Here is a 22367-nt window from a genome sequence, read left to right as displayed (position 1 = left end):
CAGACACTCCAGGAGCCCTTGTGACGCAGCTGCCAGAGGTCCCGCCGGCCGGCCCCGAGCCGACGGACGTCGACCTGACCGGTGTCCGCAACTTCCGCGACGTCGGCGGGCTCCCGACGGTCGACGGACGCACCGTGCGCTTCGGACGCCTCTACCGCAGCGGCCACCTCGCCCACGCCACCGAGGCCGACACCGCCTTCCTCGCCGGGCTCGGACTGCACACGGTCTTCGACTTCCGCAACGCGGCCGACCACAAGCTCGACGGGTACGACGTGGAGCTGCCCGGCGTCCGGAATGTCAGCATTCCGCTCTCCGACCCGGCTGACGGCGCGGAGTTCTGGCGGCTGGTGCGCGACGGCGACATCCAGCAGCTGCGCTCGATCCTGGCCGACGGCAAGGGCACGGAGCGCATGGTCCTGTCGTACCGCACGATGATCAAGGACCGCACGGCCGAGCACAGCCGCGTACTGCACGCCCTGGCCGAGGACAGCGTGCCGGCGCTGATGCACTGTGCGGCGGGCAAGGACCGGGCCGGCCTCTCGGTGGCGGTGTCACTGCTGGCGGTCGGGGTCGAGAAGGACGCTGTCGAGGCCGACTACCTCAAGTCGAACGACGCTCATCGCCGCTACAAGGTGCGCCGCAGCGACACCTCGTCGGCGGGGATGTCCGACGAGGTGATGGAGCTGCTCAATCCGCTCTTCGGGGCCCACCGCGAATACCTGGCCGCGGCGTTCGCGGCCATCGAGGAGACCTGGGGCAGCACCGAGCGCTACCTCCGGGAAGGGCTGAAGGTCAGCGACGAGACCCGCGAGAAACTGCGCGAGCGACTCGTCGAGGACGCTCGGCGTCCGTGAACGGCCCGCCGTCCGGGAAACCGTAGCGGTGGCGGTCAGCCCTTGCCGGCCACGTTGAACAGGATGTAGAGGAAGGCCGCGACGACGTGTCCGGCCACCAGGTAGGCGACGAGCCGGATCACCAGGCCGCGCGGCATCCGCCGCTCCTGGGTGTCGGCGCCCTCGGCTCGTCGCGGGGTGAGCGGGTCGTAGTACTCCGAATCGGACATGACAGTCCTCTCTTCCGGCCGCTCGGGCCGGGGTGGGAACGCTAGGGCCCGGGTGGGAACAAGGGTGCGCCGATCGAGGCGCGCGCGATCAGAGCCGCCGGACCGCGCCGCCCAGGCACAGCTCGGCGGGCGGGCTCTGCAGCAGCGTGTGGACGAAGAGCAGGCTCGCCCCACCGCGGTCGAGGGCCGCGATCCGGTGCGGGGTGAGCGAGTCGAAGTGCGCGCTGTCGCCCGGACCGAGATCGTGCACGGTCTCCCCCAGCACGACCCTGAGCCGGCCGTCGAGGAGGTAGAGCCATTCCTCCCCGGGGTGGACGCGCACGAGATCCCCCTCGGTGCCGTGGGGGACGCGGACGCGCAGTGCCTGCATGGCGCGTCCCGAACCGCCCGCCTGCCGGTAGATCCAGCCGTCGGCCCCGTCGTCGGGCGGGCCTTCGGCCGGTCCGCCCCGGACGATCGCGTCACGTTCGGGGGGCATCTCGCCCAGGAGCTCGGAGACCGTCGTACCGTAGACGCGGGCCAGGCCGAGCAGCATCGGCAGCGAGGGCTGACGCCGGCCCGTCTCGAGCCTGGAGAGGTGGGCCGGGGAGAGTCCGGCACGCCCGGCGGCGCTCTCCAGCGTCAGTCCGCGGTCGCGGCGCAGCTCTCGCAGGCGCGGCGCGACTCCCGGGAGCTCGTCGGCCGCCCCTCCGTCAGGAGGATTCATACCTCCATTGGGCCAGGATCCTGCCTCTGAGGCAAATTTATTGCCTCAGAGGCAAAGTGTCAGCGGTTGGCGACGGCCTGTTTCACCAGCGTCCTGCCGAAGTCCCACATCAGTCCGCTGCCGCTGTGCGCGTCGTCCATCACGGCGGTGAAGGCGGCCACGAAGCGCTCCACCTCCGGCTCTCCGACGACCAGCGGGGGAATCAGTTTGATCACCTCCAGGTGGTCGCCGGAGACCTGGGTGAGGATGCGGTGCTTCTGCAGCAGCGGTACGACCACCATCTGGGCGAAGAGCCCCTTGCGGGCCGCTTGCAGCATCGTCCAGCGGCTGCGCAGCCTGAGCGAGGACGGCCGGCCGAACTCGATGCCGATCATCAGCCCCCGGCCTCGCACCTCGTGCAGCAACTCGTAGCGGCCGACCAGCCCGGCGAGCCGCTCGCGCAGCAGATCGCCGGTGCGGCGGGCGTTCGCGACGGTCTCCTCCTGCTCCATCACCGAGAGGACGGCGAGGCCGGCCGCCATGGCCTGCGCGTTGGACCCGAAGCTCGCGGAGTGGACGAGGACCCGGTCCATGGAGGAGTAGACGCGCTTGAAGATCCAGTCCTTGCCGAGGGTCGCTCCGACCGGGACGTACCCGCCGGACAGCGCCTTGGCGACGCAGAGCAGGTCCGGTTCGACCCCCTCCTCGTGCTGGTAGGCGTAGAAGTCACCGGTCCTGCCCAGCCCGGTCTGCACCTCGTCGGCGATGAGCAGGGCCTTGTGCCGGTGCAGCAGTTCCTGCGCCTCCCGGAGGAACCCGGGCGGTGAGGCGTGGACGCCCTTGCCCTGGATCGGTTCCACGATGAGTGCGGCCACGTCCCCGCGCTTCAGCTCGCGCCGCAGGGCGTCGAGGTCGCCGAGCTCGATGGCGGTGTCGGGCAGCAGCGGCGCGAACCCGTCCCGGAACCCCTCCTCGCCGTTGACCGAGAGCGATCCGGTCGTCAGCCCGTGGAAGGCGTGGCCGCAGTAGAGGATCCGCGGCTTGCCGGTGGCGTACCTGGCGAACTTCAGCGCGGTCTCGACCGCCTCCGTACCGCTGCTGCCGAAGAAGACCCGGTCCAGGTGCGGGCTGTGCGCCAGCAGCCTCTCGGCCAGCAGGCCGGGCAGCGGCTGGCAGTCGAACCGCGTGAGGTCCGCGAGCCCGGCGTCCAGGACGTCGTGGAGCGCCTTGCGTACGACGGGGTGGTGCCGGCCCAGCCCCATCACCCCGAACCCGGCGAGCATGTCGAGGTAGTCGTTGCCCTCGGCGTCCCAGAAGTACGCGCCCTCGGCCCGTTCGTAGACCTTGTCGAAGCCGATGGTGCGCAGCATCCTCGGCAGCTGGTGGTTGAGGTGCCGGGTGTGCAGGTCGTACCTTTCGGCGCCGCGCTCCGCAAGGAGCCGCGCCAGGTCGAAGCCCGGCCGTTCGTACTTCATGCGCCGCTCTCCTTCGGCATGTCCCGCCTTCCGACTGCCCTTCGGCGTTCCAGCGCAGCGCCGATGCGTCCCGCGATCTCCACCGGGGTCAGCCCGGTGTCGGCGAGCACCTCGGCGCGCCCGGCGTGTGCGAGGAACCGCTCGGGAACTCCGAACGTGCGCAGCGGTACGTCGACGCCGGCGTCCCTGAGCGCCTGCCCGACCGCCGAACCGACGCCGCCCGCCCGGCTGTTGTCCTCGACCACCGCGACGAGCGCGTGCTGCGCGGCGAGCGCCGGCAACTGCGCGTCGACCGGTTTGACCCAGCGGGGGTCGACGACCGTGCAGCGGACTCCGGACCCGGCGAGCAGGTCGGCGGCGGCCAGGCAGATCCCGGCGAGCACCCCGACGGCGACCAGCAGGACGTCGGGGTCCGCGGTCCGGTGCAGGACGTCCATACCGCCGATCCGCCCGACCGCCGGGACCGGCTCACCCACCGCTTCCTTGGGGAACCGGACCACGGTCGGTGCGTCGTCGACGTCGACAGCCTCGCGAAGCTCCTCGCGAAGCCGGTCGGCGTCGCGCGGCGCGGCGATGCGGAGCCCGGGCACGACCTGGAGCACGGACATGTCCCACACGCCGTTGTGGGAGGGGCCGTCGACACCGGTGACGCCGGCTCTGTCCAGGACGAACGTCACTCCGCACCGGTGCAGGGCGACGTCCATCAGCAGTTGGTCGAACGCCCGGTTGAGGAAGGTGGCGTACACGGCGACGACCGGGTGCAGACCGCCGGTGGCGAGGCCCGCGGCCGACACCGCAGCGTGCTGCTCCGCGATGCCGACGTCCCAGATCCGGTCGGGGAACTCCTCGGCGAACCTGGTCAGGCCGACGGGGCGCAGCATCGCCGCGGTGATCGCCACGACGTCCCTGCGGGCGGCCCCGATCCGTGCGATCTCGTCGCCGAACACCGAGGTCCAGGAGGGTGCCGCGGGTACGACGAGCGGTTCGCAGGTCAGCGGGTCCATCCTGCCGACGGTGTGGAAGCGGTCGGCGTCGTCCGCGAGCGCGGGTGGATAGCCCCGGCCCTTCTCGGTGATGCAGTGCACGAGCACCGGGCCGTGGAATCGCTTCGCCCGGTCGAGGGCTGCCTCGACCGCCGCGGTGTCGTGTCCGTCGACCGGTCCGACGTACTTGAGTCCCAGGTCCTCGAACATGCCCTGTGGCGCGAAGGTGTCCTTGAAACCCTTCTTCGCGCCGTGCAGCGATCCGTACAGCGGCGGCCCGATGACCGGCGTCTGCTGGAGCACGCCCTTGCCCCAGGACAGGAAGCGCTCGTAGCCGTCGGTGGTGCGCAGGGTGGCGAGATGGCTCGCGAGACCGCCGATGGTCGGGGCGTACGAACGCGCGTTGTCGTTCACCACGATGATCAGGGGGCGGTCCCTGGCCGCGGCGATGTTGTTGAGCGCCTCCCAGGCCATGCCGCCGGTGAGTGCCCCGTCGCCGATGACCGCCACGACGTGGTGCGGGCTGCCCAGCACCTCGTTGGCCTTGGCGAGGCCGTCGGCCCATCCGAGCACGGTGGAGGCGTGGGAGTTCTCGATGACGTCGTGCTCGGACTCCTCGCGGGAGGGGTAGCCGGAGAGGCCGCCCTTGCCGCGCAGTTTCGAGAAGTCCTGTCGCCCCGTCAGCAGTTTGTGCACGTAGCTCTGGTGCCCGGTGTCCCACAGGATGCGGTCCACGGGCGAGTCGAAGACACGGTGCAGGGCGACGGAGAGTTCGACCACTCCGAGACTGGGGCCGAGGTGACCACCCGTCCTCGCCACCGCGCGGATGAGGAACGTCCTGATGTCCTCGGCGAGTTCGCCGAGTTCCGGTCGGCTCAGCGCCTTCAGGTCCTGCGGTCCCTTGATGGATTCCAGCATCGTCACAACCGGGCCCCCTCTCGTCGGTCCTGTTGTCGGCTCACGGTCGCGGGCGGGGCTCCGGCGGGATTCCCGCGTCCGCCCCGCCCTGCGGACCCGCGCTCGCCCCGGTGTACGACACCGGGGCCGTGGTCGTCGGCCGCACCCGCACCGGTGCGCCCGCGCCGACCTCCGCCGGCCCGACCCGGGCGCGCCGCGAGGGGCGGCACACCGCGAGCGGTCGGGCCGGCGGGCCGGGGAGGGCCGGTGCTACCGGTCCTCCGTGGGCCATGGCGTCAGCGGTTCCCGCCGATGGTCTCCCGCGCCGCTCGGAGGGACTCCTTGAGCGAGCCCATGGTGGCGAGCACCGCCGTGGGTTCGTAGCCGCAGTGCGCCATGCAGTTGGCACAGCGCGGGTCCTTGCCGCGGCCGTACTTCTCCCAGTCGGTCTCCTCGATGAGCTCGCGGTAGGTGGGCACGTACCCGTCGCTCATCAGGTAGCAGGGCCGCTGCCAGCCGAAGAGGGAGTAGTTGGGGATCGCCCAGGCCGTGCAGTCGAAGTCCGCCTTGCCCTCCAGGAAGTCGAGGAAGAGCGGGGAGTGGTTGAGCCTCCAGCGCCGGCGGTTGCCGCCCGCGAAGGTCTTCTTGAAGAGCTCCCGGGTCTGCTCGACGCCGAGGAAGTGCTCCTGGTCCGGTGCCTTCTCGTAGGCGTAGGCGGGCGAGATCATCATCTCGTCCACCTTGAGGTCGTCGTTGAGGAAGTTGAGGACCTCGATGATCGTCTGCGGGGTGTCCGTGTTGAAGAACGTGGAGTTGGTCGTCACCCGGAAGCCGCGGCTCTTGGCCTCCTTCATCGCCGCCACCGCCTCGTCGAAGACGCCCTCCTTCGCGACGGACTCGTCGTGCCGCTCGCGCAGCCCGTCGATGTGCACCGCGAAGGCGAAGTAGGGCGACGGGGTGAACTTGTCGAGCTTCTTGCGCATCAGCATGGCGTTGGTGCAGAGGAAGACGTACTTCTTCTTCGCCACCAGCTGTCGGACGATCTCGTCGATCTGCGGGTGCATCAGCGGCTCTCCGCCGGCGATGGACACCATCGGGGCCCCGGATTCGAGCACCGCCCCCACCGCCTGCGCGACGGGCATGCGCTGCTTGAGCACTCCGGCCGGGTGCTGGATCTTCCCGCAGCCCTCACACGCCAGATTGCAGGCGAACAAGGGCTCCAGCTCGACGATCAGCGGGAACTTCTCCCGCCTGCGGAGCTTCTGTTCGAAGAGATACGTCGCAACCTTGATGGACTGACGGAGCGGCATGGCCATCTGGGCTCACCTCCTGGGGAGCAGCAAAGATCGGTGCCATTCATAAAAAGCCGGAAGGACAACACGAAGAACGCGGAATGCCGATATTCCACCGCGGACCGTGCCGATACGGACGAGCTCATGCTCCGGAGCGTCCACGACCACCCGTACGGCCGCAACCGGGCGTGGTCCGGTGCGTACGGCGGTGCGGAGCGTGGCGGCGGACTCCATGTCCACCGCGATGGCGCCGGTGGCCAGGAGCTCGGCCCGCTCGGGGCCCCGCACGACGTGTGCGGAGCCGGCCAGCGGGCCGGTGTGGACGGCCCGGCCCGGCACCGCCCTGGTCAGCGCGTCGACCAGCAGTCCCGGTGCCACGCAGGCCGTCGTACCGGCGGCGTCCCTGGTCTCCTCCGCCACCACGAGGTCCCCCGGGTGCATGCCGGGGGCGAGCCCGGCACAGAATCCGGAGGCGATGACGGCCGTACCTCCGGCGCCGTCCCGCCCCAGAGCGGCCCGGACCGCGCTCTCGGCCGCCCGGGCGCCCATTCCGGTGCTGATGACGCTGACCGGTCCGGGGGCGCCTCCCCTCCTGCCGGTGCGCAGCGCGAGGCGTTCGATACCGAGCGCGCAGGCGATCAGCAGCGGCGTGGCGGGACCGGGCGGTTCCTGTGCACCACCCATCGGGTCAGGCCCCCCTACCGGTGCCGGCGCCGATACCGGAGGCGGTGGCGAAGGGATCGCCGTAGACGTACCGGCCGAGTGCGGTGAGGGGGAAGACCTGCCGGTAGAGGTGGTAGTTGATGGAGAAGTCCCACGGGAAGCCCGTGCCGGTGAAGTGCGGCTCGTCCCAGGACCCGTCGGCCTGCTGGGTCCCGGCCAGCCATTCGACGCCTCGCTCCACGGATCTGCTCTCCCGCTCGCCGGCGGACAGGAGCGCGAGGAGCGCCCAGGCGGTCTGCGAGGCGGTCGAGCTGCCGTGGCCGATCCACTTCTCCTCGCGGTAGGAGCGCAGGTCCTCGCCCCAGCCCCCGTCGTCGTTCTGGACGGATCTCACCCACTCGACGGCCCGTCGCACCGAGGGGTGCGCCGCGGGCAGTCCGGCCGCGATCAGCGCGGGCACCACCGAGCCCGTCCCGTAGATGTAGTTGACGCCCCAGCGGCCGAACCACGCACCGCTCGGCTCCTGTTCGGCGAGGAGCCAGTCGACGCCCCGGCGGGTCCGGTTGTCGCTCGCGTGGCCCTCGACTGCGAGCATCTCCACCACGTGCCCGGTGACGTCGGCGGACGGCGGGTCGATGACCTCGCCGAAGTCGCAGAACGGCAACCGGTTGGGGAAGGGACTGGTGTTGTCGGCGTCGAAGGCGCCCCAGCCACCGTTGTGGGACTGCATACCCAGGTTCCAGCGGACCCCCCGCTCGATGGCCGCCTCGACCCTGGCCTGATCGGGATGACGGACCCGGCGCAGCGCGAGGACGACTTCGGCGGTGTCGTCGATGTCCGGGTAGTTGTCGTTGTGGAACTCGAACGCCCATCCGCCCGGGGGGAGTTGGGGTCTGCGCACCGACCAGTCGCCCGGGCGCACGATCTCCTCGCCGAGCATCCAGTCGGCTGCCCGCACGAGCGCCGGATGGTCGGGGCTCACCCCGGCGTCGGCGAGCGCGATGGTGGCGAGGCAGGTGTCCCAGACCGGCGACTGGCAGGCCTCGATCATCCGGGCCCCGTCCTCGCGCCAGACGGTGAACCTGTCGAGCGAGGCTAGGCCCGCCCTCATCACCGGGTGGTCCAGGTCGTAGCCCAGCAGGTGCAGGGCGATGACGGAGTACACGGCGGGGGGCTGGATGCCGCCCCAGCACCCGTCGTTCTCCTGGCGTTCGATGATCCAGCGCGCCGCGGCGTTCATGGCCAGGCGCCGCAGCCTGCGCGGGGCGACCCTGTGGTAGAGGTGCAGCGCCTTGTCGAGTCTCTGGAAGATCCCGTCCCAACTGACCGCCGGAGCGGTGGGCTTGGGCGGGTTGGGGCTGGCGGGATCCGTGTGCAGCTCGTCCAGCGCGAACGGGGCGGGCCGCACCGGCCGCGTCGCGGACACGATGGTGAGCGGCACGATGGTCTGGCGGGCCCAGCAGCCGAAGTCGTAGATGTTGAGCGGGACCCACTTCGGGAAGAACATCAACTCGGGTGGGAGTTCCGGCAGATCGTCCCACTTCCACCAGCCGAAGAGGGCGAGCCAGATCCGGGTGAAGACCCGGGACTCCGCGATGCCGCCCTGCTCCCGCACCCAGCCCGCGGCGCGGATCATGTGGGGGTCGTCGGGCCGGTCGCCGGCCAGCCTGAGGGCGACGTACGCCTCGATGGTGGCCGAGAGGTCCGGCGGTCCCTCGTAGAAGGTGTTCCAGGTGCCGTCACCGAGCTGCTCGCCCCGGATGAAACGGGCGGCCGCCTGCACGGTGTCGGGGTCCTGGATCCCGAGGAACTGACGGAGCAGCAGATCCTCGGCGTCCATGGTGACGTTGGTGGCGAGGTCCCCCTTCCACCAGCCCTGCTCGTCCTGCCTGCCGAGGAGGTGCTCCACCGAGCGCTCCGCGGCCCGCCGCGCGACGTCGAGCGTGTCGTCCGCGGCGATGGTCGGTTCGGTCGGATGGCCTGCCGGGGCTGCTCGGAGGTTCGCGGCCCCGGTGCTTCCGTCGGTCGTCGCTGTCATGGCTTCCCCTTCGTGCAGTTGGTCATCTGCTGTGCTGGGGGTGCCGTCGGCGGGCGCCCACTTCGGGCGCCCGCCGGCGACTGCGAGTCATATCTGGATGGTCATCATCTCTTTCGTACGACAACGAAGTCGGCGAGCGCGGTGAGCTGCTCCCGCACCCGTTCCGGCATGTCGACACCGTGCAGCGCCTCGATGGCCACGGCGTGCTGACGACGCGCTTCCTCTGCGGTCCACTCGCGACCGCCCGCCTCCTCGATGAGTGCCGCGCGGGCGGCGAACTCCTCTTCGGAGAAGCTGTCGAAGTCGGTGCTCCTGGCGTCCGCAGCGAGCAGCGCGGCCAGCCGCTCGGACGCCGCTCCGCCCGCGGCGAGGGCCGCCACGACGGGAAGCGACTTCTTGCGCTGACGCAGATCACTCCACGTCTGCTTGCCCGTGGACTCCGGGTCGCCCCAGATGCCGAGCAGGTCGTCGACCGCCTGGAAGGCCAGGCCGAGGTGGTATCCGTACGCCTCGAGGGTGTCGGCGGTACGGTCGTCGGCCCCGCCGAGCACCGCACCGATGGACACCGCGCAGGCCAGCAGGGCGCCCGTCTTGTTGCCCTCCATCTCCAGGCACTCCTCGACGGTGACCCGCTCGCGGTGCTCGTAGGCGATGTCCTGGGCCTGACCGTCGATCAGCTTGCGGCTGGCCGTGGTCAGCCGGCGGGTGGCGCGGCCGGCCTCGACGGTGCCGAGCTCCAGCAGGACCTCGTTGGCCAGCGCGAAGAGCGCGTCGCCGACGAGGATCGCCTGGGCCGGGCCGTGCACCTTCCACACGGTGTCCCGGTGGCGGCGCTGCTCGTCGCCGTCCATCAGGTCGTCGTGCAGCAGCGAGAAGTTGTGCACGAGCTCGACGGCCACCGCGCCGGGGACACCGACCTCGGCCGGGGCACCCGCCGCTTCCGCGGACAACAGTGCCAGCGCGGGGCGCACGGCCTTGCCGCCGTCGCCGTCGGCGGGCCGGCCCTGGGCGTCGATCCAGCCGAAGTGGTAGGCCGCGACGGTGCCCATGGGCGGCGCCAGCCGGTCCACGGCAGCTCGCAGCACCGGCGCTGACAGGGCCCTTCCGCGCTCCAGAAGCGCGGTGACGTCCGTGGTGTCCGCCACGGTGTCGTAAGCCGGATTCGCCGGGGTCACAGACTCTCCTCTTGTTCCGGTGGTACTGCTCATGCCGCCTCCTGCAGCGGGTGTTCGTGGGGCCGGCCCAGGGCCTGGAGCGCACCGTGCGCGGCACCGAACCCGCTGCGGACGGCACCCTCCATCGTGGCGGGCCAGCCGGTGGCGGTCCATGCCCCCGCCAGGAAGAGCCCGGGGGCACGCGTTCGTGTGCCCGGTCTCAGGCGGCCCACCCCGGGCGCGGGTGCGAAGGTCGCGTTGCGTTCCCTGGTGACGAAGAAGTCCTGGACACCGGCTCCGCGCGCGGCCGGCAGAAGTCTCTCGAGCTCGGGCAGGTACCGCCTGCGCAGCTCGGCGACGGGCAGGTCGATTTCGTCCCCGGCGGCGGACTGCGACACCGCGACGTACTGGCCGCCGCCCTGGAGACCGGAGGACCCGGTGCGGTCGAAGACCCACTGCACGGGTGAGCCGAGCGCGGCGAAGAACGGTCTGCGCAGCACCTTGCGGTCGTAGACGACGTGCACGTTCAGGATCGGCGCGTCGGCGAGGCCGAGCAGCCGGTCGGGGTCGCCGAGGGCCCCGTCGGGCAGCAGCCGGTGGGTCTCGCCCTGCGGCACGGCGAGCACGACGGTGTCCGCGTCGATCCGCTCGCCGTCGGTCCCGACGGACCAGCGGCCGTCCTCGGTGCGGGTCAGCGACGACACCCGGGTACGCACGTGGATGCCCACGCCCGCGGATTCGAGTGCCTTGCGGGCGAGGGTGTCGTGGAGGTCCCCGAGCGGCACGGCGGCCCAGCCGATGTCGGCGGCGCCGGGGTCGGAGAGCAGCCCGGTCTTGAAGACCGTGGCGGCCAGGGCCATGGAGGCGTTCGGTGCCGTGGCGTTGAGCGTGGCGACGCCGACGAGGTCCCAGAGGGCCTCGACGGTGCGCGGCGACTGTCCGTGACGGTGCAGCCAGGTGGCGAAGTCGATGCCGTCGAGCGCCGGGTCGGCGGGGTCGAGCCGGCCCAGCGCGAGCGCCGCCCTGGCGACGCCCGCCTTCTCGGTGAGCGAGAGGTGCGGGTAGGCGGCGAGTCCGCCGGCGAGGTGCAGCGGCACGGGCAGGGCGGTGCGGCGCAGCCGTCCGAGCCTCGGACCGGCCGGTCGGCCCACGTCGAGCACGGGTACGTCGAGGCGGTCCTGCAGCGGGGCGAGGTGGGAGCCCTCGATCCGGTCCAGGAACCAGCGGTAGCCCGTGCAGCAACGCAGGTACACGTGCTGGCCGTTGTCGACCGAGAGGTCGCCCCGGCGGAAGGAGAAGGCGAGCCCGCCGAGCCGGGGGCGGCCTTCGAGCAGGGTGACGTCGAGCCCGGCGTCGGCGAGACGCAGCGCGGCGGTGACCCCCGCGAGCCCTCCGCCGACGACGACGGCGCGGGAGGAGCGGGCGCTCCGGTGCGTCATGGCTGCCCCCTTCGCCGGGTCGTCCCGGTGAGGGACGCGCCGGGACGCGGGAAGGTTGCCCGCCAGGCGCGGGCGGATCGCGTCGGGCGTGCCATCAGACCCGCCCCCTGGCCGTCCGGCGCGAGATGTACCGCGCGTCGAGACCGGACAGGCCGCGGACCGCGACGTACGCCTTCTCGTGGCCGGGCAGCGAGACCCTGCCGCGCAGGACGGCCTCGGGGTCGCGCTCGATCCGGTCGAGGAGCCGGCGGTAGATGCCGGCCATGGCCGCCACGCAGGCGCCGCTGCGCCGGTCCAGCATCGGCAGCAGCCGGTACCCCTCGGCGAAGAGCGCCCGGGCGCGCCGGACCTCGAAGTGCACCAGTCCCGCGAAGTCCGACCCGGGCGGCGGGGTGGCCCGGTGGAATCCGGCGGAGCAGCCGAACTTGGCGAGGTCGTCGGCGGGCAGGTAGGTGCGCCCGTTGCCCGCGTCCTCGCGGACGTCGCGCAGGATGTTGGTGAGCTGGAGCGCGAGACCGAGGGTGTCGGCGTACTCCGCGGCACGCTCGGCGCCGGGTGCGCCCGTCTCCGTACCGAAGACGCCCAGGCTGAGGCGCCCGATGGCACCCGCGACGCACCGGCAGTAGGTCCTGAGGTCGTCCCAGGTCTCGTAGGTCGCCCCGCGTACGTCCATCAGCACGCCGTCGATGAGTTCGTCGAGGCCGCCGAGCGGCAGCGGGAAGCGCCGTGCGGCGTCGGCGAGCGCGACCGCGACCGGGTCGGTGTCGTCCTCGTCGACCGCCTTGTCCCGGATCCGGTCGAGCAGCTCCCGGGTGCCTTCCAGCCGGGTGCGCTTGGTCGCCGGATCCAGCTCGCCGTCGCCGATGTCGTCGACCCGACGGGAGAAGGCGTACAGCGCCGACATGGCCTGCCGCTTCTCGTACGGCAGCAGTCTGATGCCGTACGCGAAATTACGGGCCTGCTGTCCGGTGACGGCCTCGCAGTAGCTGTACGCGGCCTGTACCGGTGCCGACATGTACGTCGTCTGTCCCTCCACGGTTCGGGTCACCTCTCTCTGTGCGCTCTTCGCAGGACGGCTCCCACTTCGCGCAGCAGTCTCGGCGCGGTGGGTCTGGGCGGTCCGGGCAGTACGTCGAAACCGGCGGCCCTGACGGCGCCGAGGGCGGCCCGCCCTCCGCCGACGAAGCCGGCGAGCAGCAGTCCGAGGCGGCCGTGCACGCTGCCCACCAGCGGGATGCCCTCGTCGAGCAGGTGCCCGGCGCGTTCGGCCTCGAAGGCGACCAGGGTGCGTACCGCCGCGCCCGCGGACGGCGCGGCCAGGTCGGCCTCCCCGACGTGGAAGCGGGCCATGTCTTCGGCGGGCAGGTAGATCCGGTCGCGGCCGAGGTCCTCGGCGACGTCCTGGAGGTGCTCGGCGATCTGCAGCGCGGTGCAGACGGCGTCGGAGCGACGGATGCGTTCGGGGCTCGCGGTGCCGGTGATCTGCAGGACGAGCCGGCCGACCGGGTTGGCGGAGAGCTCGCAGTAGGCGAGCAGCTCACCGTAGGTGCCGTAGCGGCGGACCTTCTGGTCCTGCCGGTTGGCCTCGACGAGCCCGAGGAAGGGCTCGGGGGTGAGGGCGCAGCGCCGCACGGTGGGGCGCAGGGCGCGCATCAGGGGGTGGCGCGGGTCGCCTGTGCTCGCGAAGACGCGGTGCAGATCGGCTTCGAGTGCGTCCAGCAGGGCGAGCCTGTCATCGCCCTGCCCGGGTTCGAGGCCGAGGTGACGGGCGTCCGCGCCGCCGGGTGCCAGATCGCCGTCACCGATGTCGTCGACGAGGCGGGCGAATCCGTAGACGGCCATCAGGTCGTCGCGCCAGGCGCGCGGCAGGAAGAAGGGGGCGACGGGGAAGTTCTCGTCCGCGGCCTTGTCGAGCGTGCCGGTCACGGCGGCGTCGGTGCGCGCCCGCTGGGTACGGGTCACCGCGTGTCACCCGACGCGGGGACGGCGAAACCACGTCGGAGCTGGAGATCTTCCATCATTGCCGTCACATCTCCCGTTCTACACTGCTGACCCAAAACATCCCTTTTCGGACACGCCGCCAGGCTTCCCGAGTGCGACGTACGCGCAACGGGCGCTGTGCCGGGGTTGCGTATCACCGCAGACTGCCGCGAATCAGCACCGGTACAGCTTACGTTGTACAGCTCACAGGGCCGCGCCGGGGTGCAGCGCGCCCCTGGTACAACACTCCGCCCACCACCAACGTTCCCCGGACACAACGCGATTGACGTCATCCGCCGGTAGGAGACAACCCCTGGACCGCCCACGGCTCTTGCGGGGGCCGCACAGGGTGGTGGCCCCCGCCGTGGTGCTCGGGCGGGGGCCACGCGGAAGCATCGGCTACTTGCCGGTCTCCCGCTCGTAGGCCTTGAGCACGTCTTCGGTCGGGCCGTCCATCAGGAGCTCGCCCTTCTCCAGCCACAGCACCCGGTCGCAGGTGTCCCTGATCGTCTTGTTGTTGTGGCTGACCAGGAAGACGGTGCCGGCCTCCTTGCGCAGTTCGCGGATCCGCTCCTCGGAGCGCACCCGGAACTTGCGGTCACCGGTGGCGAGCGCCTCGTCGATCATGAGGACGTCGTGGTTCTTGGCGGCGGCGATCGAGAAGCGCAGCCGCGCCGCCATGCCGGAGGAGTACGTCCGCATCGGGAGCGTGATGAAGTCGCCCTTCTCGTTGATGCCGGAGAAGTCGACGATGTCCTGGTAGCGCGTGCGGATCTCCTCGCGGCTCATCCCCATCGCGAGACCGCCGAGGACGACGTTGCGCTCGCCGGTCAGGTCGCTCATCAGGGCCGCGTTGACGCCGAGCAGTGACGGCTGGCCGTCCGTGTACACCTTGCCGTGCTCGGTCGGCAGCAGGCCGGCGATGGCCCGGAGCAGGGTGGACTTGCCGGAGCCGTTGGTGCCGATCAGGCCGATGGCCTGGCCACGGTAGGCGGTGAAGGAGACACCCCGCACCGCGTGCACCTTGCGCACACCGCGCGGCTCCCCCTTGCCACGGCGCATCATCCGGCTGAGGGCGGCGGTGGCGCTGCCCTTGCCGCCGCCCGTGCCGTTGACCCGGTAGACGATGTGCACGTCGTCCGCGATCACGGTGGGGATGTGTCCCTGGGACGATTCCTCAGCCACGGCCGTACCGTTCCTCTGCCTTCCAGAAGTACACGAAGCCCACGACGCCCACCAGGAGCGACCAGGCGAGCCCTACCACCCAGACGTGCTGCGGCAGGTTGTCGGAGCCGTATCCGTCGATCAGCGCGAAGCGGACGAGGTCCATGTAGATGGCCGCCGGGTTGTACTGCAGTACGTCGGCGATCCACGGCGGCTTGTCCGCGAGCATCACGGGGATGGAGAACATCACACCCGACGCGTACATCCAGGTCCGCATGATGAACGGCATCAGCTGCGCGAGGTCGGGGGTCTTGCTGCCCAGCCGGGCCATGATCAGCGCCAGGCCGGTGTTGAAGAAGAACTGCATGGCGAGCGCCGGGACGACCAGCAGCCAGGAGAGCGAGGGATAGCTGCCGAAGCCGACCGCCACGAGCAGCAGGACGATCATCGAGTACATCAGCTGCTGGAGCTGTTGCAGGGAGAAGGAGATGGGCAGCGAGGCCCGTGGGAAGTGCAGGGCCCGCACCAGGCCGAGGTTGCCCGCGATGGAGCGCACCCCCGCCATGACCGAGCTCTGTGTGAAGGTGAAGACGAACACCCCCGTCACGAGGAAGGGGATGAACACCTCCTGGCTCATCCCCTTCCGCGTGCCGAGGATCAGCCCGAAGATCAGGAAGTAGACCAGGGCGTTCAGCAGCGGTGTGGCCACCTGCCACAGCTGGCCGAGCTTGGCCTGGCTGTACTGCGCGGTCAGCTTGGCCCGCGAGAACGCCAGGATGAAATGGCGACGGCCCCAGAGCTGCCGGATGTACGCGAACAGCCCGGGCCGGGCACCGCTCACCGTCAGGCCGTACTTGTCGGCCAGCTGGGACGCGCTCAGTCCCGTATCGGCGGACGGCGGACTGCTCAGCGCAATCCCGCCGTCGTGGGTCGTGTCACTCACAGTTAAGAACTCTCGTCTTCACGATGCGCAGCCGGTCGCGGGCGCGGCCAGGGCGGACAGGGTCCCCGTACGGATGAATACGGCTCATGTTCTCAGAGGAGAGCCTCTCAGATCACCGGCGGCCGGCCCAGTCTGGTCAGCCGCCACACCGTACGCCACCTCATGGGACGCCGGGGCCCGCAGGGCTGGGTCCAGCCTTCCCGGAAGCCACCGAACCATGCCCTCAGGGCGGGGAGCGAGGGCCTGCGCAGCAGGGTGAGCAGCAGCCAGACCCCCACGTAGACGGGGACCAGCGGAGCGGGCAGGTTCCGGCGGGCCAGCCAGACGCGGTTGCGGGCCACCATGCGGTGGTAGACCGCGTGCCGCGACGGGGCGGTGGTGGGGTGGTTCAGCACCATGTCGGCGCGGTAGTCGATCATCCAGCCGGCGTCCAGGGCCCGCCAGGCCAGGTCGGTCTCCTCGTGCGCGTAGAAGAACTCGCCGGGGAGCGGACCCGCCTCGGCGATCACCTGGCTGCGTACGGCGTTCGCGCCGCCGAGGAACGTCGTGACGCGGGACGAGCGCATCGGGTCGGAGGCACGCAGCCGTGGCACGTGGCGCCGCTGCGTGACGCCGGTGTCCGGGTCCGCGATCCGGAAGGTGATGATGCCGAGCTTCGGGTCCGCCTCGAACGCCTGCCGGCAGAGCTCGGCGGTGTCGGTGTTCGGCAGGTGCCCGTCGTCGTCGAGGAAGAGCAGGGCGTCCACATCGGCTCCGGACGGGCCGAACGCCTCGATGCCGACGTTACGGCCGCCCGGGATGCCGAGGTTCTCGGGCAGTTCCACGGTCCGCACACCCGGGGGTAGGTCGGGGACCGCGGCGCCGTTCCCGACGACAACCACCTCGATCCGGTCGCCGTCCTGCCCGGCGACCGAGTCGAGGAGGGCACGCAGCTCGTCCGGGCGGTTGCCCATGGTGATGATGACGGCGCCGAGTTTCATGGGGGAGCTCACTTCAGCCTGCTGGACGCCAGGATCGACACCAGGTGCAGGACTGTCTGGAGCAGGGCGATACCGGCCATGACCGCGACCGCGAGCCGGCTGAAGAAGAGGTCGTCCCTGACCGTGTCGATCACGGCGACGACCAGGATGACCAGCGACGCCTCGATGCCGAGGATCAGCCGGTGGAACTTGAGCGCGCCTGCCGCCCGTCGCGCGAACGCCATACCGGAGGAGCGCGGCTCGGACGCGGACTCCTTGACGGGCGGCAGCCCGCCTTGGTGGCGGGCGACCCCGACGAGGTCGGTCTCGGCCTTGATCAGGATGGCGCCGAGCGCGGCGAGCGTGCCCAGGAAGGCCCACAGCCAGTCGACACGTCCAGGGCCCCACAGGTCGGCGGCGCGCAGGCCGAAGCCGACCAGCACCGCCGCGTCGCACAGGTAGGCGGCCACCCGGTCCAGATAGACCCCGCCCAGCGAGAACTGCTTCTTCCAGCGGGCCACTTCGCCGTCGACGCAGTCGAACAGCAGGTAGAGCTGTACCGCGAGCACGCCGAGCAGGGCCCCGGGGATGCCGGGGACCAGGAGGGCGGGCGCCGCGAGCACGCCGGCGACGGTCATCACGTAGGTCAGCTGGTTCGGCGTGACCTTGGTGTTCACCAGGTGCCGGTCGATGCGCAGCGAGATCTCACGCATGTAGAGCCGACCAGCCCAGTGCTCGCCGCTGCGCCGGTCCTTCACACCCGGGGGGTGAACGACGGGGCGGAGTTCAGCTATGGATGGCTTTTGCATAGTCGGCGTACGCGTCCCTGATCTGGTCGGTGGACAGGTTGAGGTGTTCCAGGATCGTGAAGCGTCCCGGCCGCGTCTGCGGGGCGTACTCGACGGCCCGCACGAACTCGTCGGGGGTGAATCCGATCTCCTGCGGCAGCACGGGCAGCCCGTGGCGCCGCAGGACGGACGCCATGTGACGCGACTCGTCGCGGGCGCCCCGCAGGTGCATCGCGAAGCAGGCGCCGAGGCCGACCTGCTCGCCGTGGCTGGCGGCCCGCTTCGGGTACAGCAGGTCGAAGGCGTGGTTGATCTCGTGGCAGCCGCCCGACGCGGGCCGGGAGTCCCCGGCGACCGACATCGAGATGCCCGTCAGGACGAGGCCCTCGGCCAGCACCTTGAGGAAGGCGTCGTCGCCGACCCCGCCGGGGTGGCGCAGCACCGCCTCGCCCGCCTGCCTGGCCATGGCTGCCGCGAGCCCGTCGATCTCCTCGCCCTGGATCTCGTGGGCGAGCTCCCAGTCGGCGACGCAGGAGATGTTGGAGACCGCGTCGCCGATGCCCGAGCGCACGTAACGCGCGGGGGCCTCGCGGATCACGTCGAGGTCGATGACCACGGCGATCGGGGTGGGGACGCCGTAGGAGCCGCGCCCGTTGTCGTTGTCCAGGGTCGCGACCGGGGAGCAGAGCCCGTCGTGGGACAGGTTCGTCGCGACGGCGACCATGGGGACGCCGACCCGCGCCGCGGCGTACTTCGCCACGTCGATGATCTTCCCGCCGCCGAGGCCGACCAAGGCGTCGTAGCGGGTGCCCTTGATGCCGTCGGCGAGCCGCACCGCGGAGTCGATCGTGCCGTCGGCGACCGGGTACCAGTCGGCTCCCGGCAGCACCGGGGCGAGCCGCTCGCGCAGGGCGCGCCCCGACCCCTCGCTGATCGCGATGGCGAGCTTGCCCGACGCGGAGATCCGCTGGTCGGCGAGGAGACCGGCCAGATCGTCCATGGCGCCGCGCCGGATGTCGACGACGACGGGGGACGGGATGAGGCGGGTCAGTACAGGCACGCGATCTCCCTGCCGCGGGCGAGGTCGTCGTGGTTGTCGATCTCGACCCAGGTCACCTCGCCGATGGGGGCCACGTCCACGGTGAAGCCGCGGTCGACGAGCTCCTGGTAGCCGTCCTCGTAGTAGAGGTCGGGGTCGCGCTCGAAGGTCGCCTTCAGCGCGTCGGCGAGCTCCTCGGCGGCCTCGGGCTCGATGAGCGTCACGCCGATGTACTCGCCGGTCGCGGTGGCCGGGTCCATCAGCTTGGTGATCCGGCTCACGCCCTTCTCACCGTCCGTGATGACCTTCATCTCCTCGTCGGCGAGGTGCTTCACCGTGTCGAGGGCGAGGATGATCCTCCGGCCCTCGCCGCGGGCGTCCAGCAGGGTCCTCTCGACGGACACGGGGTGCACGGTGTCGCCGTTGGCGAGGATGACGCCCTGTTTCAGGACCTCACGGGCGCACCACAGGGAGTAGGCGTTGTTCCACTCCTCGGCCTTGTCGTTGTCGATCAGCGTCAGCTTCACGCCGTACGTCGCCTCGAACTCGGCCTTGCGGGCGTAGACGGCCTCCTTGCGGTAGCCGACGACGACCGCGACCTCGGTGAGTCCGACCGCGGCGAAGTTGGCCAGCGTCAGGTCGAGGACCGTCTTCTCACCGTCCACGGGCACCAGGGCCTTGGGCAGGGTGTCCGTGTAGGGACGCAGACGGCGTCCGGCACCGGCAGCCAGTACGAGGCCGATCATGCGAGTTCTCCTTCGTCGTGTACGGCGGGGGCCGAGGAGGACACCCAGAAGCGGATGGACTCCACGAGGACCACCAGGGCCACGGCGGCCGCGAGCGCGGTGAGAGCCGTGGTGAAACCTGAACCGGTGGTCAGTACGGCGGCGAGTACGGCCACGACCAGGGTCCGGCCCTCGTGTCCGCCGACGGTGCGCACCAGCCACCGGGGCGGTGCGCCGGTGCCGCCCCGAATGCGGTACACCGTGTCGTAGTGATGGTAGGCGACGGCCGAAACCAGGCCGAATGCCGCGGGAACGGCGTGCGGTACGTCGCTGCGGGCGGCCAGCGCGAGGACCGTGCAGTACTCGGCGGCACGGAAGACCGGCGGGACGAGCCAGTCGAGCGCCCCCTTGAGCGGCCGCGAGACCGCGAGGCCCGAGAGGAGTGCGTAGACCAGTGCGGCGCCCACGGTCAGCAGCCCGCCGTACGGCGCGAACAGTGCTGCGGCGACCATCGCCAGCGCTCCGGCGAACGCGAGCAGCGGCGCCGTGAAGCCGCCGCGCGGGCGGCGGAGCACCGCGGCGACGCCCTGGGCGAGCGGCCCCGAGTCGGCGAGGTCTGCCAGTGCCCCGGCGGCGCGGTCGGTGCGCTGCGCCTTGCGGGTCAGCGAGCGCAGGAGCCGGCCTGCCGTGGTGTAGCAGGCGGCCAGGGCGCAGCCGACGAGCAGGGCGTAGAACACGATCCGGGGCGTGGTCACGGCGGTCAGCACGGCGATCATGGCCCATCGTTCACCGATGGGCAGCACTATCATCCGGCGCAGCCAGACCGTCCAGCCGACGCTGTCCAGCTTGTCGGAGAGCGCGGCGGTCGGGCTGGTGTTGGACACCGCGTCGTGGTTGGCCTCGTTGAACGAGAAGTCCACGACGTGGCGGCAGGCCTGCAGCACCATCGCGCCGAGCGCGAGCACCCATACGTCGTCGCCGCCGCGGGCCGCGCCGAGGGCGAGGCCCGCGTAGTACGCGTACTCCTTGGCCCGGTCGAAGGTGGCGTCCAGCCAGGCGCCCATCGTCGAGTACTGGAGCGAGTACCGGGCCAGCTGCCCGTCGGTGCAGTCCAGGACGAAGGAGAGGAGCAGGAGCACCCCGGCCGCGACGTATCCGCCTCGGGTGCCGGTCGCCGCGCTGCCGGCCGCGATCAGCGCGGTGATCAGCGAGGCGGTGGTGACCTGGTTCGGAGTGAGTCCCCGGCGGGCGCACCAGCGCGCGATGTAGCGGGAGTAGGGGCTGACGCAGAACGTGGTGAAGAAGCCGTCGTGCGCCTTCACCGCGCTGCGCAGCCGTACGGCCTCGTCGTCGACGGAGGCCACCGCGGCCCGGGCGGCGTGCCGTTCCTCGGAGGTGGTGGGCACCGCGGCGGTGAGCGAGCCGAGCTCAGGGCGCTTCACCTCGGTGCCCTCGGCGTCCAGCGCCGCGGCGAGCGCGCCCGGGAGCGTGCGGTCGTCGGGGCCGGTCTCCGAGGCTCCGGGCGCGACGGGGCTCCCCGCGCCGACGGCGGCCACGGGCCGGCCGAGGGCACGGAGCAGTGCGGCGCGTGCCTCGGGCAGCGCGGTGAGCGCTCCGGGGACCGCGGCGACGGCGAACCGGGGGTCGGTGAGTCCGAGCCTCAGGGCGTGGACGTGGCCGACGAAGCGGGTGTCCACGAGCGCGACGCGTCTGCTGGCGGGTACTGCGGCGAGCAGCTCGGCGGCCTCGGAGGCGTCGGCGGCGGCAGTCACCTCGAAGCCGAGTGACCTCAGATCGTCCTCGAGCGACGATCCGGGTACCGGCGTACCGGTGAGGATGGCGGTCGACAGACGAACTCACTCCTTGGCGCTGGCGGGACGGCGCGCGACAGTGCGGCCCGGAGGTGGGCCGGCGGCACGTCGGCTGAGGCTATCGGATGAACGGAAGGCCGAGTTCACCGCCCGTTTCTGCTCCGTTCGGGCGAACCGGCCATCATGCGGCAGCGTTCGCGATCATCATCGTCGATCAACGCCTCGCCCCACAAACCGCGTCCGTACAGCGCATAAGCTGACACCCATGACGTGGTTGATCACAGGCGGAGCGGGTTACATCGGGGCACACGTGGCGAAGGCCATGAGGGCGGCCGGGGAGCGGGTCGTCGTCCTCGACGACATCTCGACGGGCATCGGTGCCAGGCTGCCCGAGGACGTCCCGCTGGTGCGCGGCTCGGCGTCCGATCGCGAGGTGCTCGACCGTGTACTGGCGGAGCACGCGGTCACCGGGGTCGTGCATCTCGCGGCCAAGAAGCAGGTCGGCGAGTCCGTGGAGAAGCCCCTGCTCTACTACCGGGAGAACGTGACGGGTCTCTCCGTACTGCTGGAGGCAGTGGTCGCGGCGGGCGTCAGGCGCTTCCTCTTCTCGTCGTCGGCGGCGGTGTACGGCGTCCCGGACACCGACCTCATCACCGAGGACACCCCGTGCGCTCCGATCAACCCGTACGGCGAGACCAAGCTCGTCGGCGAGTGGCTGGTCCGGGCCACCGGGCGGGCGCACGGCATCTCGACGGCCTGCCTGCGGTACTTCAACGTGGCGGGCGCCGCGGAGCCGGAACTCTCGGACACCGGTGTCCACAACGTCGTGCCGATGTTCTTCGACCGGCTGACCCGGGGCGAGGCACCGCGGATCTTCGGTGACGACTACCCGACGCCGGACGGTACCTGTGTGCGCGACTACATCCACGTCGCCGATCTGGCCGAGGCGCATCTCGCGGTCACCAGGAAGCTGGATCTGAACGCGACCGGCGCGGACGCCGGGGACCTCACCGTGAACATCGGCCGGGGCGAGGGCGTCTCGGTGCTCCGGCTGGCCGAGCTGGTGGGTGAGGTCACGGGGATGCCCAGGAAGCCGGTGGTCGAGGCGCGCAGGCCCGGGGACGCGGCCACGGCGGTCGCGTCGGCCGCCCGGATGACCGAGGAACTGGGCTGGACGGCCCGGCGAGGGCTGCGCGAGATGGTGGAGTCGGCCTGGGAGGGCTGGTGCCTCAGCCATCCCGAGGCGCGCGTCGCGAAGTGACGGCGTAC

The 22367-nt window shown here is 71.2% G+C and carries 20 protein-coding genes; 2 read left to right on the top strand and 18 right to left on the bottom strand.

Going from position 1 to position 22367, the window contains the following annotated elements; translation table 11 throughout:
- The first annotated feature begins 20 nt into the window (after positions 1–20).
- Positions 21–854 carry a tyrosine-protein phosphatase gene (locus AB0I83_RS02715; protein ID WP_356839920.1) on the top strand — a complete coding sequence of 278 codons (834 nt, stop codon included), beginning with the start codon at positions 21–23 and terminating at the stop codon, positions 852–854.
- Positions 855–889: 35 nt separating this feature from the next.
- On the opposite strand, the gene AB0I83_RS02710 is transcribed toward AB0I83_RS02715, so the two are convergent.
- From AB0I83_RS02710 to AB0I83_RS02625, 18 genes are all read right to left on the bottom strand, one after another.
- Positions 890–1063 carry a DUF6126 family protein gene (locus tag AB0I83_RS02710; protein ID WP_356530262.1) on the bottom strand — a complete coding sequence of 58 codons (174 nt, stop codon included), beginning with the start codon at positions 1061–1063 and terminating at the stop codon, positions 890–892.
- Between the two features lie 88 nt (positions 1064–1151).
- A complete protein-coding gene (locus AB0I83_RS02705; RefSeq protein WP_363303321.1) occupies positions 1152–1769 on the bottom strand; it encodes an XRE family transcriptional regulator in 618 nt (205 codons plus the stop codon).
- A 59-nt stretch (positions 1770–1828) separates the two neighbouring features.
- The gene (locus tag AB0I83_RS02700; RefSeq protein WP_363303320.1) at positions 1829–3223 is read right to left on the bottom strand and encodes an aspartate aminotransferase family protein; all 1395 of its coding nucleotides are present in this window, start codon (positions 3221–3223) and stop codon (positions 1829–1831) included.
- Complete coding sequence (dxs, locus tag AB0I83_RS02695; protein WP_363303319.1) at positions 3220–5130, bottom strand: 1-deoxy-D-xylulose-5-phosphate synthase; 1911 nt, start codon at positions 5128–5130, stop codon at positions 3220–3222. The genes AB0I83_RS02700 and dxs overlap by 4 nt, the downstream gene beginning before the upstream one ends.
- A 269-nt stretch (positions 5131–5399) precedes the next feature.
- Positions 5400–6419 carry an adenosyl-hopene transferase HpnH gene (hpnH, locus tag AB0I83_RS02690; protein ID WP_356530267.1) on the bottom strand — a complete coding sequence of 340 codons (1020 nt, stop codon included), beginning with the start codon at positions 6417–6419 and terminating at the stop codon, positions 5400–5402.
- 6 nt (positions 6420–6425) lie between these two features.
- On the bottom strand, positions 6426–7079 hold the full coding sequence (locus tag AB0I83_RS02685; protein ID WP_356530269.1) for a 1-hydroxy-2-methyl-2-butenyl 4-diphosphate reductase: 654 nt from the start codon (positions 7077–7079) through the stop codon (positions 6426–6428).
- 4 nt (positions 7080–7083) lie between these two features.
- Positions 7084–9096: a squalene--hopene cyclase gene (shc, locus tag AB0I83_RS02680; protein WP_363303318.1), complete on the bottom strand. Its 2013-nt coding sequence runs from the start codon at positions 9094–9096 to the stop codon at positions 7084–7086.
- 104 nt (positions 9097–9200) lie between these two features.
- A complete protein-coding gene (locus tag AB0I83_RS02675; protein WP_363303317.1) occupies positions 9201–10304 on the bottom strand; it encodes a polyprenyl synthetase family protein in 1104 nt (367 codons plus the stop codon).
- On the bottom strand, positions 10301–11689 hold the full coding sequence (gene hpnE / locus AB0I83_RS02670; RefSeq protein ID WP_363303316.1) for a hydroxysqualene dehydroxylase HpnE: 1389 nt from the start codon (positions 11687–11689) through the stop codon (positions 10301–10303). The genes AB0I83_RS02675 and hpnE overlap by 4 nt, the downstream gene beginning before the upstream one ends.
- A gap of 94 nt (positions 11690–11783) precedes the next feature.
- The gene (hpnD, locus tag AB0I83_RS02665) at positions 11784–12725 is read right to left on the bottom strand and encodes a presqualene diphosphate synthase HpnD (RefSeq protein ID WP_356530275.1); all 942 of its coding nucleotides are present in this window, start codon (positions 12723–12725) and stop codon (positions 11784–11786) included.
- Positions 12726–12733: 8 nt separating this feature from the next.
- A complete protein-coding gene (gene hpnC, locus AB0I83_RS02660) occupies positions 12734–13651 on the bottom strand; it encodes a squalene synthase HpnC (RefSeq protein ID WP_363303315.1) in 918 nt (305 codons plus the stop codon).
- A gap of 417 nt (positions 13652–14068) precedes the next feature.
- Entirely contained in the window at positions 14069–14854 is a 786-nt protein-coding gene (locus tag AB0I83_RS02655; protein ID WP_356530278.1) for an ABC transporter ATP-binding protein, read from the bottom strand.
- Positions 14847–15776: an ABC transporter permease gene (locus AB0I83_RS02650; protein WP_363303314.1), complete on the bottom strand. Its 930-nt coding sequence runs from the start codon at positions 15774–15776 to the stop codon at positions 14847–14849. Before AB0I83_RS02650 ends, AB0I83_RS02655 begins: the two co-directional genes overlap by 8 nt.
- A gap of 107 nt (positions 15777–15883) precedes the next feature.
- Positions 15884–16756: a glycosyltransferase gene (locus AB0I83_RS02645; RefSeq protein WP_363303313.1), complete on the bottom strand. Its 873-nt coding sequence runs from the start codon at positions 16754–16756 to the stop codon at positions 15884–15886.
- Positions 16757–16764: 8 nt separating this feature from the next.
- Entirely contained in the window at positions 16765–17544 is a 780-nt protein-coding gene (locus AB0I83_RS02640) for a CDP-alcohol phosphatidyltransferase family protein (RefSeq protein ID WP_356530282.1), read from the bottom strand.
- Positions 17522–18583 (bottom strand): iron-containing alcohol dehydrogenase family protein, encoded by a 1062-nt coding sequence (locus AB0I83_RS02635; protein WP_363303312.1) that lies wholly within the window; start codon positions 18581–18583, stop codon positions 17522–17524. The genes AB0I83_RS02640 and AB0I83_RS02635 overlap by 23 nt, the downstream gene beginning before the upstream one ends.
- Positions 18571–19308, bottom strand: a complete 738-nt coding sequence (locus AB0I83_RS02630) for a phosphocholine cytidylyltransferase family protein (protein WP_356530286.1) — start codon at positions 19306–19308, stop codon at positions 18571–18573. Before AB0I83_RS02630 ends, AB0I83_RS02635 begins: the two co-directional genes overlap by 13 nt.
- Positions 19305–21059 carry a DUF5941 domain-containing protein gene (locus tag AB0I83_RS02625; protein ID WP_363303311.1) on the bottom strand — a complete coding sequence of 585 codons (1755 nt, stop codon included), beginning with the start codon at positions 21057–21059 and terminating at the stop codon, positions 19305–19307. The genes AB0I83_RS02630 and AB0I83_RS02625 overlap by 4 nt, the downstream gene beginning before the upstream one ends.
- A gap of 304 nt (positions 21060–21363) precedes the next feature.
- Here AB0I83_RS02625 and galE point away from each other — a divergent pair, with 304 nt between their 5' ends.
- Complete coding sequence (galE, locus tag AB0I83_RS02620; protein WP_363303310.1) at positions 21364–22359, top strand: UDP-glucose 4-epimerase GalE; 996 nt, start codon at positions 21364–21366, stop codon at positions 22357–22359.
- The last annotated feature ends 8 nt before the right edge of the window (positions 22360–22367 follow it).

This window comes from Streptomyces sp. NPDC049970, assembly GCF_040660235.1.
Taxonomy (GTDB): Bacteria; Actinomycetota; Actinomycetes; order Streptomycetales; family Streptomycetaceae; genus Streptomyces.
Note: the sequence above shows the minus strand (reverse complement) of the source record. Positions and strands in the feature narration are given on the sequence as shown.